Raw genomic sequence first — 14,301 nt, 5'->3', positions numbered from 1 at the left:
GTGATCTTCGCAATCACCGGACTTACCATGACCGCTCCAGCCTCTCAGGCTTTTGCAGAACCTTCCGCACACTACCGTGAAAAGTAACGCAAAGCTCGGGCGTAACGCGCCGCGAGAATGCGGAGTACATCCTTTCCTCATCCTCCATCGTCATGCCCGCGAAGGCGGGCATCCAATAATCCGCGGCGTCTGAGCGTAAGCACTACCGTCTCTGGAATACCGGATCGTCCGCCGGAGCCTGTCATCGGGCGGCGCTACGCGCCGACCCGGTGGCGGACGATGACAGTGGAGAGCTGTTTGACATTTGAATCAGAGCCTCTCCTCCCGTCGTCCCGGGCTTGCCCCGGGACCCATAACCACAGGCCGTTGTCGTGTGCTCCGCCGCAACTGCTTGCTCGCGCCACAACACTTCCCTGTGGTTATGGGTCCCCGCCTTCGCGACGCCTTCGCGGGGACGACACCGTAGCGACGTTGGGAGAATCGTGGGATGGGTAGGGCGGCGCGAAACCCATCATTCACGCCGCGTGCACTATGGCGATGGGTTTCGCTCCGCTCTGCCCATCCTACGGCACGGCTCCCTCAGGCGCGCATCGCCTGCAGGCCCTTGAAGGTCAGGCGCTTGGGGTCCTTGACGCCGGCGAGGTAGAAGCGGCGGATGAAGGCAACGGCGGCGTCGCGGTCGCAATCTGTCAGCGCCACGAGGGCATCGACGGCAATTCGCTGGGCGTCCATGGGCTTCCTCTTGCTATCAGCAGCCACAGGCCGTGCAGCGTAGGGTATCTCGGTTAATCCGGGGTTAACCGTCGCAGCAGAATGGCTGATTCGGCGGGAAGCCCGAATCCGCAAAACTACCCATGGGGCGTTAAGGCGCAGGTTTCGCCGAGAACAGCGAGGATTGTCACGAATACTGCATCACGCCGTCATCCACCTTGCCATAGCGCAGGGAGACGATGTCGAGCGCATAGTTCTGGTAGAGCCGCCACGGCCGCTTCGAGCCCTGCTTCGGCAATTTTGCGATCGAGCGCTGGACATAGCCGGACGAGAAATCCAGCGCCGGCAGCGCCTCGATCGAGGGATCGAGATTATGCGCCACGCACTGCCGAAAGCCGTGCCGGTCCATGTAATTGATCAGACGGCAGGCATATTCGCAGGTGAGGTCGCATTTCAGCGTCCACGACGCGTTGGTGTAGCCGAGCGTCGCCGCGAGGTTCGGCACATCCGAATACATCATGCCCTTGTAGCTCAGCGTTTTCGCGAAATCGACGATGCGACCCTCGACGCTGACCTCGACGCCGCCGAGCACCTGCAGGACCAGCCCGGTAGCGGTGATGATGATGTCGGCCGGAAGCTCGCTGCCGTCCTTCAGGCGAATGCCGTTCCTGGTGAAGGTATCGATCTGGCTGGTGACGACGGAGGCGCGCTTCTCGCGGATCGATTTGAACAGGTCGCCGTCCGGCACGAGGCAGAGCCGCTGCTCCCACGGATTGTAGCGCGGCGTGAAATGCGTGCCGATGTCGTAATCCGGACCGAGCGCCATCTTGATGCCGCCGAGGATGAGCTGCTTGGCGCGCTCCGGCTTGCGGCGGCAGAGCTGGAAGAAATACATGCCGAGCAGCACGTTGCGCCAGCGGATCAGATGATAAGCGAGCCCCGCCGAGAGATTACGCCGGAGCTTGTTGGCGAGCGCATCCTCCGCCGGACGCGCCACCACGTAAGTCGGCGAGCGCTGCAGCATGGTGACATGCGCGGCCGTCTTGGCGAGCTCCGGCACCAGCGTCACCGCGGTCGCGCCTGAGCCGATCACGACCACGCGCTTGCCGGCGTAGTCGAGATGCTCGGGCCATTTCTGCGGATGAACGATCTGACCCTCGAAGTCGGCAACGCCTGCGAATTCCGGCGTGTAACCTTCCTCGTATCTGTAATAGCCCGAGCACATGAGGAGGAAATTGCAGGTGATGCGCACGATCTCGGCCGCGCCCTCGCCTGCCCTGCGCTCCGCCTCGACGGTCCAGCGCGCCTCGTCGGACGACCACGAGACACGCTTGACGCGATGGTTGAAGCGGATCTTGCGGTCGATCCCGTTCTGCGCCGCGGTCTCGCGTACATAGTTCAGGATGCGCGGCCCGTCCGCGATCGCCTTCGGTTCGGTCCACGGGCGGAACGAATAGCCGAGCGTGTACATGTCGCTGTCGGAGCGGATGCCGGGATAGCGGAACAGATCCCAGGTGCCGCCGATGCAGTCGCGGCCCTCGAGGATGACGTAGCTCTTGCTCGGGCACTTCTGCTGCAGATGATAGCCCGCCCCGATGCCGGACAGCCCGGCGCCGACGATCAGGACATCGAAATGCTCCATTGCCTCGGTCATGACGCTCTCCCTGCCGAAGTATTGAGCAGGCGGGAACCAATTTGCAACTCGCTTCGGTTGGCCGCGGCAAAGAAAAAGGCCCCGGACTGCGCCGGAGCCTTCCAATATCTCGCTCAGGAGAACCGGGGGTCAGTAGCGATAATGATCCGACTTGTACGGGCCTTCCTGCTTGACGCCGATATAGTCGGCCTGGTCCTTGCGCAGCTCGGTCAGCTTGACGCCGATCTTGGCGAGGTGCAGGCGGGCGACTTTCTCGTCCAGCGTCTTCGGCAGCACGTAGACCTTCTTCTCGTACTTGCCGTTCTTGTTGTTGGCGAACAGCTCGATCTGCGCCAGCGTCTGGTTGGTGAAGGAGGCCGACATCACGAAGGACGGATGGCCCATGGCGTTGCCGAGGTTTACGAGTCGACCTTCCGACAGCAGGATGATGCGGTGCTTGTCGGGGAATTCGATCTCGTCGACCTGCGGCTTGATGTTGGTCCATTTCAGATTGCGCAGCGACGCGATCTGGATCTCGTTGTCGAAGTGACCGATGTTGCAGACGATGGCACGATCCTTCATCGCGCGCATGTGCTCGATGGTGATGATGTCCTTGTTGCCGGTGGCGGTAACGAAGATGTCGGCGCGCGGCGCGGCATGTTCCATGGTCACGACCTCATAGCCTTCCATCGCCGCCTGCAGCGCGCAGATCGGATCGACCTCGGAGACCATCACGCGGCAGCCGGCCTGGCGCAGCGAAGCCGCCGAGCCCTTGCCGACGTCGCCGAAGCCCGCGACCATCGCGACCTTGCCCGACAACATCACGTCGGTGCCACGGCGGATGCCGTCGACCAGCGACTCGCGGCAGCCATAGAGGTTGTCGAACTTCGACTTGGTAACGCTGTCGTTGACGTTGATGGCCGGGAACAGCAGCGTGCCCTTGTTCGCCATTTCATAAAGGCGGTGGACGCCCGTCGTCGTCTCCTCGGAGACGCCCTTGATGTTCTTGGCGATCTCGGCGAACCAGCCCTTCGGCTTCTCCTTCAGAAGCCGCTTGATCAGCGCGTAGAAGATCTCCTCTTCCTCCGAGCCGGGCTTGTCGAGGAACGCAGTGTCGCCCTGCTCGGCGCGGTAGCCGGCATGCACCAGCATGGTGGCGTCGCCGCCGTCGTCGAGGATCATGTTGGGCGTGCCGCCGCCGTGCCAGTCGAACAGCTTGGCGGTGTAGTCCCAGTATTCGGTGAGGGTCTCGCCCTTCACCGCGAACACCGGAATGCCGGCAGCAGCGATCGCGGCCGCGGCGTGGTCCTGGGTCGAATAGATGTTGCAGGAGACCCAGCGGATGTCGGCGCCGAGCGCGGCCAGCGTCTCGATCAAGACAGCGGTCTGGATCGTCATGTGCAGGGAGCCGGCGATACGCGCGCCCTTCAGGGGCTGCTTGGGGCCGAACTCCTCGCGTGTCGCCATCAACCCGGGCATCTCGGTTTCTGCGAGCGAGATTTCCTTGCGGCCGAAGTCGGCGAGCGAGATGTCCTTGACGATATAGTCGGTGAAGCCAGGCTTTGTCGGGGCGTTCATCGCGAGATTCCTGTTGTTAAACTCGTCATTCCGGGGCGCCTCGAAGAGGCGAACCCGGAATCTCAAAATGATGGACAAGGATTCCGGGTTTGCTCGCTCTCGCGAGCGCCCCGGAATGACGTACGCTGCTTAGACTGCGCGCTTGAGCGGCTCGACGAGATCGGTCTTCTCCCAGGAGAAGCCGCCCTCATTGTCGGGCGTGCGGCCGAAATGACCGTAGGCCGAGGTCCGTGCGTAGATCGGACGGTTGAGGTCGAGATGGGTGCGGATGCCGCGCGGGGTCAGGTCCATCGCCTGCGCCACCGCCTTCTCGAGCTTGTCCTCCGGCACCTTACCGGTGCCATGGGTGTCGATGTAGATCGACAGCGGCCGCGCCACGCCGATCGCGTAAGCGAGCTGCAGGGTGCAGCGGTCGGCGAGACCGGCGGCGACGATGTTCTTGGCCACATAGCGCGCGGCATAGGCGGCCGAGCGGTCGACCTTGGTCGGATCCTTGCCGGAGAAAGCGCCGCCGCCATGCGGGGCCGCGCCGCCATAGGTGTCGACGATGATCTTGCGGCCGGTGAGACCGGAGTCACCATCGGGGCCGCCGATGAAGAACTTGCCGGTCGGGTTGATGTGCCAGATGGTCTTGCCGTTGATCCAATCCTTCGGCAGCGCCTCGCGCACATAGGGCTCGACGATGTCGCGAACCTGATTGGAGGAGAGGTCCTCGACCAGATGCTGGTGCGAGACCACGATCTCGCGCACGCCGACCGGCTTGCCGTTCTCGTACTGCACGGTCACCTGGCTCTTGGAGTCCGGCCCCAGCACCTTCTCGCGGCCGGAGTGACGCGCTTCGGAAATCAGCCGCAGGATCTTGTGGGCATAGAAGATCGGCGCCGGCATCAGGTCCGGCGTCTCATTAGTGGCGTAACCGAACATGATGCCCTGGTCGCCCGCGCCCTCTTCCTTGGCGTCGCCCGGCTGCTGCCCATCGACGCCCTGCGCGATATCGGCCGACTGCGGATGCAGGAGGATCTCGATGTCGCAGTTCTTCCAGTGGAAGCCCTCCTGCTCGTAGCCGATGTCCTTGATCGCCTCGCGGACGGTGCTTTCGATCTGGTCGTTGGTCACCGACTGGGGCCCGCGGGTTTCGCCGGCGATCACCACCTTGTTGGTCGTGGCGAGCGTTTCGCAGGCGGCGCGGATCTGCCACGGGTCGATGCCGGCTTTCGGCCCTTCCCGATAGAACAGATCGACGATCTCGTCCGAGATCCGGTCGCAGACCTTGTCTGGATGCCCTTCGGAGACCGACTCGCTGGTGAACAGATAAGACGCGCGCATCAAGCAAACCCCTTGTTATGTCGACTTCCGACGTTTGTGTGAGTGTGTTCCTGACATGTCAGTCCCGGCGACGCGAGATGACGTAGGATTCGTCGTAGAACCAAAGCCCATTATGTTTGCGCAGAACGTCGCGGGTGGCTTCGAGAGTTCGGCCGCTTTCCGCCAACTCCGCCAACCGGTCATCTTCAACCTGGGCGACATACACCGCCGCGTTCCACGCTGCAAAGGCAGTCGAGGTTCCGATCGAGCCGGTGACCTCGTTAGGCAAGGCTTCCATATCATAGCGGAAGATCGAGCGGTTATCCGCGTATGCGTTAAAGTTAAGGTCGCGCCCGGCCGATCCCAGCTCGTATTTGACCGCGCGCAAGATCTCATGGCGGCTGACGGCGAAAGGATTTTCTCCGGGCCACACGGCCTGGATAATTTCCAAGCCCGGATCGTGGCCATGAGAGTGGATACCGATCAAGCGCCCACCGGCGCGCAAGGCCCGCGCCAGCGGCGCGATGATGCGCTTGGCGCGGAAATTCACAGACGATTTTGCCCGGTATGGCTGGGATGCGATGACAAGGTCGAAATTGGCCTCGGTCTTGCCGGCCCGCGGAATGATCGAATCGAGCAGGAACCGTTGGTCCTCCCGGTAGAGCACCAAAACCACCGGGCGCTCATAGATGGGCATCCCGGATCGTGGGCTGACGCGGGCACGCCAATTCTGCTCGAGAAACGGGCCGAGTTCCGCGATCTGGGCCTCGAATTCGCCCGACGAGCCGCCCCGCAGCGGTACCTCGTGCCAGAGCGTGCTGGCGGCCGCCACCGGGGATTTGGGGGTCAGCCAGGGCGCCTCGTCATAATACATGTTGGTCAGCACGAACACGGTCGAAGGGTGCTCGAACAGCCGGTCCGGCACCTTGTCGAGGGTCAGCCGGACGTCCTCCAGACTGAGTTCCTTGCCAGCCACGTAGAACGGCAGATGAGGAAAGCGGCTATGCATGGCGCGCAGCACCCGCGCCAGCACCGTGCCATCGCCGACGCCGGCGTCGAATACCCGCAGCGCCGGCGGCCGGGGATGGATGGCGGAAAGCTCCAGCGCTACCCGCTGTGCGATCACCCGCTTCTCGCCGCAGGTATGGACGAACAGCAAATACCGCTGCCGGTTCTCGAAAAAACGGAAATTCTGTCGCGGATCGCGCTTCTCCAGCGGCACCACCAGCCCCCGCGGCGGCGCCACGCCGCCCGGCGTCGAGGTGGCAATGAAGGCCTGGATGCGGTCCAGCGTGTCGATAGTGATCTTTTTGCCCTCCCGCAGCCGGTGCACCAGCTTGCCGTCATTGACCGCACGCCGGCCGAACGTGGACTCGGCCATGTCGGCCCCCCGGCAGAAGTCAGTGATCTGGCTCAGGATTTGGTCGTTCTTCATTGGGCCAAAGAGTGGGACAGCAGTGGGCAGCGATAGAGCGTCATCTCCTCCTAGCACAAGTTTCCCACTCTTTGAACCCCCCTAGCCTCTCCCGCCACAGGGCAACTGGAATGCGCAATCGCGCGCAGCTCGGTCCGCTCAACACCGCGAGGTGGAGCAGATGCTGACCACCGCTACCAAGAGAGTTCTACCCTGCGGAGAAGTGATCTGCTTGACCCGTCATTGCGAGCCGACGGGTCGCAATGACAAGGGAGAAAGCGGTGCCCGCAATGACGTTGGGGATAGACTACCTCCCCCACACCTCTTCGGCGACTTCCACCGCGAGCCTGAGCTTCGCCCATTGCTCGTCTTCGGAGAGGATGTTGCCTTCCTCGGTCGAGGCGAAGCCGCATTGCGGCGAGAGCGCGAGCTGGTCGAGCGGCGCAAATTTGGAAGCTTCCTCCAGACGTCGCTTGATGGCGTCCCTGCTCTCGAGCTCGCCGAATTTGGAAGTAATGACGCCGACCACCACGATCTTGTTGCCCTTTGGCAAATAGCGCAGCGGCTCGAAACCGCCGGCACGGTCGGAATCATATTCGAGGAAATAGCCATCGTAGTTCGTGCCGCCGAGCAGCGTTTCCGCCACCGGCTCGTAGCCGCCGGACGAAATCCAGGTGGAGCGGAAATTGCCGCGGCAGACATGGGTCGAGATCACCATGTCGGACGGACGGTCCGCGATCGCGTAGTTGATGACGCGGGCGTAGATCTCCTGCAGGCCATCGGGATTGTCGCCGCGCTCGCGCGCCTTCTGCAATTCGTCCTGCGAGCAGAGATAGGCCCACACCGTGTCGTCGAACTGCAGATAGCGGCAGCCGGCGTCATAAAACGCCTTCACGGCCTTGCGGTAGGTCTTGCCGAGATCCTCGAAGAACGGTTCGAGGTCGGGATAGACCTCCTTCGAGATCAGGTTGCGGCCACCGCGGAAGTGCAGCACCGACGGCGCGGGGATCGTCATCTTCGCCGTGACATGAGCCTGGTCGGCGTATTTCTTCAGAAACCTGAAGTGATCGAGCATCGGATGGTCGTCGGGGAAATCCAATTTGTCGATCACGCGGATTGCGTCATGGCGCGTCTGCACGCCTGCGAACTGGATGCCGGCGTCCGGGTGGAACAGTTCGCAGCCGGTCAGCTTGGCGAGAAAGTCAAAGTGCCACCAGGAGCGACGGAATTCACCGTCGGTCGCGAGCTTCAGCCCGGTGGAGGCTTGGCGGTGCACGACCTTCTCGATCTCGATGTCCTCGATCTTGCGCAGATCCTCGGGCGTGATCTCGCCCTTTTCAAGCTTGGCGCGCGCCTCCTTGATCTTCGGTGGCCGCAGCAGGCTGCCGACCTCGTCGGCGCGGAAAGGAGGTTTTGTTCGTTGCATGGTTTCGACTCCCTAGGGACGGAATTAATGCGCTTTGGCGCGGGAGACCCCAAGATGCCGCTCGAGCACCGTGGGATCGGCTTTCAAGGCATCGCTTGCCGCATCGTGCACGATTGTGCCGCGTTCCAATATCACGACGCGGTCCGCGAGCCCCAGAACCTTTTGCGCGTGCTGTTCTACGATGATCGAGCAGATACCACCAGAGCGGGTGATCGTGCCGAGCGCTTTCAGCAATTCCTCAACGATGATCGGCGCCAGTCCCTCTGTCGGCTCGTCCAAGAGCAGCACCTTTGGGTTCAAGGTCAGCGCGCGGCCGATCGCCAACATCTGCTGCTCGCCACCGGAGAGCTGGTTGCCGAAATTGCCGCGCCGCTCCTTCAGCCGGGGGAACATCTGGTAGATCCTCTCCACCGTCCATGGTCCTGGCTGGGCCACTGCGGTCATGTTCTCCTCAACCGTGAGGGAGCGAAAGATATTGCGTTCCTGCGGCACCCAGCCGACCCCAGCGCGGGCCCGCTGATCCGGACGCAGCGCCGTGATGTCCTGCCCGGCCAGCGCAATGCGGCCGCCGAAACGGCGGGTGACGCCGACGATGGAATTGATTAGCGTGGTCTTGCCTGTGCCGTTGCGCCCGAGCAGCGCCAGCACCTGGCCTTCGGGGAGCGACAGCGTCATGCCCGGCAGCACCACCGCCTCGCCATAGCCAGCACGCAGGCCCTCGATCGCGAGCAGCTCAGGCATCGGCCGCCTCGCCGAGATAGACCGCCTTCACTTGCGGGTCGCGCGCCACGGCATCCGGCGGACCTTCGGTCAATAGCGCACCGTTGACCAGTACCGAAATGCGGTCGGCGAAGGAGAATACGAGATCCATGTCGTGCTCGATCAGGAGCACCGTTACCTCGCGCGGCAGCGCGGCGACAGTGGTCAGAATGTCGTGGCGCTCGATTTCGGGTACGCCGGCGGCCGGCTCGTCGAGCAGCAGCACGCGGGGTCTGGTGGCAATCGCGACCGCGATCTCGAGCAGGCGCTGCTTGCCATAGGGCAAAGTGACGGTGGGCTCGTTCATGACGTCGAGCAAATGAAACCGCGCCAGGATCTCGGCGATCTCGGCGTTGACGTCTACCCGCGTCCCCATCCGCCGCCACCAGTCGCCGCCGCGTCCCATCCGTTCGGAGACCGCGAGCCCAATGGTCTCCAGTGGGGTGAGATCGGGATAGAGCTGGTTGATCTGGAACGTACGCGACAGGCCACGCAGCACGCGCTTGTGCACCGGCAGGTTGGTGATGTCGTTGCCTTCGAGCAGGATGCGGCCGGCATTGGGCCGCAGGACCCCGGTGAGCAGGTTGATCACCGTGGTCTTGCCGGCCCCGTTCGGCCCGATCAAAGCGTGGCGGGCGCCCTGCTCGATCCGGAGCGAAAGGTCGCGCGTGACGCGCAAGCCGCCGAAGGTTTTTTCCAGTCCCCTGGTTTCCAGCGCGATCATCATGACGCATCGCTTTCGGGAACCACGACAACGGCCCGGCGACCGGTAAATTGCCGGATGATGAGGTTGGGCAGCCAAAGCGCCCAACGATGGATGCGGGCGCGGCCGACCAGAACGATCACGACCAGCACCAGCCCGATCCAGAACAGCCAGTATTGCGGCGTAATGGTCGAAAACAGCTCCTGCAGCATCTTGAACACGACGGCGCCGATCAGCCCGCCATAGAGATAGCCGGTGCCGCCGATGACCAGCATCAGCATCAAATCCGCCGAACGCTCGAACGAGAACACGTCGAGCGAAGCCAGCGCCGTGGTCTGCGTGAACAGCGCGCCGGCGACGCCGGCATAGAACGCCGAGACGGTATAGATCGCGATCAATCGGCGATTGACGGGAATACCGATCGCGGCGGCGCGCAGCGGGTTGTTCCTGATCGCGCGCAGCGACAGCCCGAACGGCGAATGCACGATCCGCCGCGCCAGCACGAACAGGAGGAACAGCACGATCAGCGAGTAGAAGAAGCCGGTCTGGCCGAAGATGTCGAACGCGAAGCGGCCGAGGATCGGCTGCATCTCGATGCCCTGCAATCCGTCGGTACCGCCGGTGATATCGGAGAAGCGTTCGGCGAGCGCCTCCAGGAGCAGCGCGATGCCGAGTGTGACCATCAGCCGCGTCAGATCGACGCCGCGGATGACAAGAAAGCTCGTGAAGAAGCCGAGCACCATGGCAGCAAGGCCTGCGACCACGAGCGCGACTACCGGCTCGCTGATGATACCGTGCAGCGCCAGCAGCCCCGCGGAATAGGCGCCGACGCCGAAGAATGCGGCATGCCCGAGCGAGACGATGCCGGCATAGCCAAGGATCAGGTCGAGCGACAGCGCGAACAAAGCGAGCCGCACGATCTCGGTCATGATCAGGTAGCGGGATGGAAACAGGAAGCCGCAGGCGACGACCACGATCCAGAAGGCAATCTCGCCCGGTCGCCAGCGGGCGCCGGCAACCACATGCGTGGAAACGTCGGGAAGCGTGCTCATCGCATCCCTCAGCGCGCGGCCGTGCGGCCGAACAGGCCGTTCGGACGCCAGATCAGGATCACGATCATGATCGTGTAGATCACGAAGGGTCCCATCTTCGGGACATAATATTTGCCGGCGACATCGCCGATTCCGAGCAAGAGCGAAGCCAGGAATGGCCCGGTGATCGAGGAGGAGCCGCCCACCGTCACCACGATCAGAAAGTAGATCATGAATTTGAGCGGGAAATAAGGATCAAGACCGAGGATCTCCGCGCTCAACGCGCCGCCGAGCCCGGCCAGCCCGCAACCGAAGGCGAAGGTGAAAGCGAAGACCTGCGGCACATTGATGCCGAGCCCGATCGCGGCACGGGGATCATCGACCGCCGCGCGCAGGCGGCTGCCGAAGCGCGTCCGCGCCAGGATCAATTGCAGCGCGACCGTGAGCAAACCGCAGATCACGATGATCATCAGCCGGTAGCGACCGATGCCGACCCCGAAGACATCGAACTGCCCCTCGAGGGCCGCCGGCAATTTGATGAAGACCCGCGACGAGCCCATGGTGTAGTCGACCGCCGCGATCGACATGAAAACGAGGCCGATGGAGAACAGCACCTGGTCGAGATGGCTGCGCGCGTAGAGATGACGGTACAGCGTTCGCTCAAGGACCACGCCAATCGCGCCACTGCCGACGAAGGCGAGCGGCAGCGCCGCAAAGAACGGCCAGCCGGAATTATTCACCAGCACCGCGCAGATGTAGCCGCCGGCCATCGCGAAGGCGCCGTGCGCGAGATTGACGAAATTCATCAGTCCGAGCGTCACCGCGAGCCCGCAGGCGAGCACGAACAGCAGCATGCCGTAGGCAACGCCGTCGAACAGGATGGTGAAGAGCGAGGTCATTTCATCCCCGATCAGCCAATATTGAAGAGTGGCCCACGTCTAGCGACCGCGTCATGGCCGGGCCTGTCCCGGCCATCCGCGTCTTTCTCGCTGCAGAGAACAGCGTGGATGCCCGGGACAAGCCCGGGCATGACGCGGAGAGAACGCGGCGCGCACCCGATAATGACGAGCGCGGAGTCACTTCTTGGTCTTGCCGGGGTCCTTCACGGCTTCGAAGGTCGCGAATTCGACGTTGTAGAGTTCGCCGTCAACCTTCTCGACCTTGCGGATATAGATGTTCTGCACGATGTCGCGCGTCTCAGGGTCGATCGAGATCGGCCCCCGCGGGCTCTCCCACTTCATCCCCTTCATCGCCGCGATCAGCTTGTCGCCGGTCACGTCGCCGCCGGTCTTCTTCAGGGCTTCGTAGATCAGATGGATTCCATCATAGCCGCCCACCGCCATGAAGCCGGGACGATTGTTGAACGCCTTCTTGTAGGCGGCCACGAATTCCTTGTTGGTCTGCGAAGGATGTGCGGCGGAATAGAGATGCGCGGTGACCGCGCCGAGCGCGGCATCGCCCATATTATTGAGGAGATCGTCGTCCATGACGTCACCTGGGCCGATCACCCTGATGCCGCTCTTGTCCAGCCCGCGCTCGGCATATTGCTTCATGAAGTTGCCGCCCTGCCCGGCCGGCACGAACACGAACATGGCGTCCGGCTTGGAATCCTTCATCCGTTGCAGGAATGGCGCGAAGTCGGGATTGGCGAGCGGCACCTTGACCTCTTCGACGATCTCGCCGCCGCCGGCCACGAAATGCTCCTTGAAGGAAGCGAGCGCGTCGTTGCCGGGCGCGTAATCCGAGGTCAGCGTGGCCACCTTCTTGATGCCGTTCTTGACCGCCCAATCGCCGATGATGGTGGAAGACTGCGGCAGCGTGAAGCTGGTGCGGACGATATAGGGCGAGCGCTCGGTAATGATCGAGGTGCCGGCCGCCATCACGATTTCCGGAACTTTCGCCTGGGTCGCCAGGGGCGCCGCGGCGAGCGCGGCCGGGGTGACGCCGAAACCGGCAATGATGTTGACCTTCTCGTTGACGATCAGCTCCTGGGCGAGCCGCTTGGCGTTGTCGGGAACCGCGGCATCGTCCCTCAGGATGATCTCGATCTTCTTGCCGGCGACCGTGTCCCCCTTCTGCTGCATGTAGAGCTTGATCGCGTTGTCGATCTGTTTGCCGGTCGAGGCTTGCCCGCCGGTCATCGGCACGATCAGGCCGACCTTGACCGTTTCCTCCGCCCGGACGGGCACGACGGCCGCTGCGGCGGCAATGGCGCCTGCAGCCAGCAGCAATTGACGGCGAATGAACATGAACGCCTCTCCCCCTCATCGTTCTTGCAGATCGAACCGAGTCCCCGGCCCTGCCTCACCATAGCCCAGATTGTTCGGCGGTGTAGCGCGGCGAATGGCGTCGTCCGGCACCGGTTTGTCAAGCCGACGATGGCGCCCGTGCGCTGACTGCTGACAGCTTAGGGTTCTATAATACCTCCAACAAGACCTGATAAGGCTATCTTACCATTTCGAAACTAGGGTCTGCCGACCCGCGCCAAAGGTTGGCGCAATTCGATCCAAATCCTCAAGCCCACGACACCCCTGCATCGCGATGCCGACCAGTGCCCGCCCTCTCGCAACCCTTTTCGCCCTCGCCCTGACAGGCTGCGCCTTGGGCGGATGCGGTACCGTCAACGAGAAGCTGTCTGCCGGCGCGGCGGACTTCATTCCGGCCTGGGCGGGCGGGCTGCCCGCCGACGCCCCACCTCGGCCGGGGACCGCCAAATATGACGAATTCATGCGCGAGCGAGAACGCAAGCGGATGATGCCTGCGGCTGAGCGAGGCGACGAAAATAAGCCGGCACCGACCTCGCAGGACACCGCTCATTGAGGACTGACGAGCGCTACTGCGCTCAGTCGACGAACACCACCGTCTTGCGGCCGTTGGGGATCACGCGGTCCTCGAGATGGTAGCGGATCGCGCGGGCCAGCACCCGGCGCTCGATATCGCGGCCCTTGCGGACGAGATCGTCGGGCGTATCGCGGTGGCTGATGCGCTCGACGTCCTGGTCGATGATCGGCCCTTCGTCGAGGTCGCCGGTGACGTAATGCGCGGTGGCGCCGATCAGTTTGACGCCGCGCTCATGGGCCTGGTGGTAGGGGCGCGCACCCTTGAAGCCCGGCAGGAACGAATGGTGGATATTGATGCAGCGGCCGGCGAGCTTTGCCGACAATTCGTCCGACAGGATCTGCATGTAGCGCGCGAGCACGACGAGGTCGGTATTGGTGTCCTCCGCGAGCTTCCAGACCGCGGCTTCCTGCTCGCGTTTGGTCTCCCTGGTCACGGGCAGGTAGTGGAACGGGATATCACCGAAATCGAGGTGGTTGTAGGTCTCGCGGGGGTGGTTGGAGACGATCGCGGTCGGGATCATCTGCAATTCGCCGGTGCGCCAGCGATAGAGGATATCGACCAGGCAGTGATCGGACTTGGAGACCAGCAGCATCACACGGCGGCGGCTTGCGCGGTCGCGCATCTGCCAAACCATGCCGAAACGCTCGGCGATTGCGGCAAAGCCGGTCTGCAGCGCCGACAATTCGACCGCGAGGTCGGCGGCGGTGAAGACCACCCGCATGAAGAATTTCTTGGTTTCGATATCGTCGAACTGTTGGGCGTCCAGGATGTTCTGACCATTATGCGCGAGAAAGGTCGAGACCGCCGAGACGATACCGGGGCGGTCGGGGCAGGACAGAGTCAGGACAAATTGGGGGTCGGACATGGCGATGGATCGAGACTTGGCTGATTGGGGTTTGG

The 14,301-nt window shown here is 63.1% G+C and carries 13 protein-coding genes; 1 reads left to right on the top strand and 12 read right to left on the bottom strand.

Going from position 1 to position 14,301, the window contains the following annotated elements; translation table 11 throughout:
• Positions 1–579 precede the first annotated feature (579 nt).
• From ACZXDY_RS32275 to ACZXDY_RS32225, 11 genes are all read right to left on the bottom strand, one after another.
• Positions 580–732, bottom strand: a complete 153-nt coding sequence (locus ACZXDY_RS32275; RefSeq protein ID WP_196237300.1) for a hypothetical protein — start codon at positions 730–732, stop codon at positions 580–582.
• A gap of 166 nt (positions 733–898) precedes the next feature.
• Entirely contained in the window at positions 899–2,365 is a 1,467-nt protein-coding gene (locus ACZXDY_RS32270; RefSeq protein ID WP_464348299.1) for a flavin-containing monooxygenase, read from the bottom strand.
• Between the two features lie 129 nt (positions 2,366–2,494).
• On the bottom strand, positions 2,495–3,922 hold the full coding sequence (gene ahcY / locus ACZXDY_RS32265) for an adenosylhomocysteinase (RefSeq protein ID WP_028164938.1): 1,428 nt from the start codon (positions 3,920–3,922) through the stop codon (positions 2,495–2,497).
• A gap of 129 nt (positions 3,923–4,051) precedes the next feature.
• Positions 4,052–5,248, bottom strand: coding sequence for a methionine adenosyltransferase (gene metK / locus ACZXDY_RS32260; protein ID WP_028164937.1), 1,197 nt, complete (start codon positions 5,246–5,248; stop codon positions 4,052–4,054).
• 58 nt (positions 5,249–5,306) lie between these two features.
• Positions 5,307–6,662, bottom strand: coding sequence for a hypothetical protein (locus ACZXDY_RS32255; protein WP_464348298.1), 1,356 nt, complete (start codon positions 6,660–6,662; stop codon positions 5,307–5,309).
• Positions 6,663–6,948: 286 nt separating this feature from the next.
• Positions 6,949–8,067 (bottom strand): cobalamin-independent methionine synthase II family protein, encoded by a 1,119-nt coding sequence (locus tag ACZXDY_RS32250; protein WP_028164935.1) that lies wholly within the window; start codon positions 8,065–8,067, stop codon positions 6,949–6,951.
• Positions 8,068–8,091: 24 nt separating this feature from the next.
• Entirely contained in the window at positions 8,092–8,808 is a 717-nt protein-coding gene (locus tag ACZXDY_RS32245) for an ABC transporter ATP-binding protein (protein ID WP_464348297.1), read from the bottom strand.
• Entirely contained in the window at positions 8,801–9,553 is a 753-nt protein-coding gene (locus ACZXDY_RS32240; protein ID WP_464348296.1) for an ABC transporter ATP-binding protein, read from the bottom strand. Before ACZXDY_RS32240 ends, ACZXDY_RS32245 begins: the two co-directional genes overlap by 8 nt.
• On the bottom strand, positions 9,550–10,581 hold the full coding sequence (locus tag ACZXDY_RS32235; RefSeq protein ID WP_464348295.1) for a branched-chain amino acid ABC transporter permease: 1,032 nt from the start codon (positions 10,579–10,581) through the stop codon (positions 9,550–9,552). The genes ACZXDY_RS32240 and ACZXDY_RS32235 overlap by 4 nt, the downstream gene beginning before the upstream one ends.
• Before the next feature lie 8 nt (positions 10,582–10,589).
• Positions 10,590–11,459 (bottom strand): branched-chain amino acid ABC transporter permease, encoded by an 870-nt coding sequence (locus tag ACZXDY_RS32230; RefSeq protein ID WP_028164931.1) that lies wholly within the window; start codon positions 11,457–11,459, stop codon positions 10,590–10,592.
• Between the two features lie 177 nt (positions 11,460–11,636).
• Positions 11,637–12,809, bottom strand: a complete 1,173-nt coding sequence (locus tag ACZXDY_RS32225) for an ABC transporter substrate-binding protein (protein WP_464348294.1) — start codon at positions 12,807–12,809, stop codon at positions 11,637–11,639.
• Positions 12,810–13,101: 292 nt separating this feature from the next.
• Between ACZXDY_RS32225 and ACZXDY_RS32220 the strand changes: the two genes are divergently transcribed.
• Complete coding sequence (locus ACZXDY_RS32220; protein ID WP_464348293.1) at positions 13,102–13,380, top strand: hypothetical protein; 279 nt, start codon at positions 13,102–13,104, stop codon at positions 13,378–13,380.
• Between the two features lie 22 nt (positions 13,381–13,402).
• Here the strand turns inward: ACZXDY_RS32220 and purU are convergent, their stop codons facing one another.
• Positions 13,403–14,266 carry a formyltetrahydrofolate deformylase gene (gene purU / locus ACZXDY_RS32215; RefSeq protein ID WP_464348292.1) on the bottom strand — a complete coding sequence of 288 codons (864 nt, stop codon included), beginning with the start codon at positions 14,264–14,266 and terminating at the stop codon, positions 13,403–13,405.
• Positions 14,267–14,301: the final 35 nt, after the last annotated feature.

The organism is Bradyrhizobium sp. LeoB3, from assembly GCF_055456055.1.
This window is presented reverse-complemented; position numbering and strand designations above follow the sequence as displayed.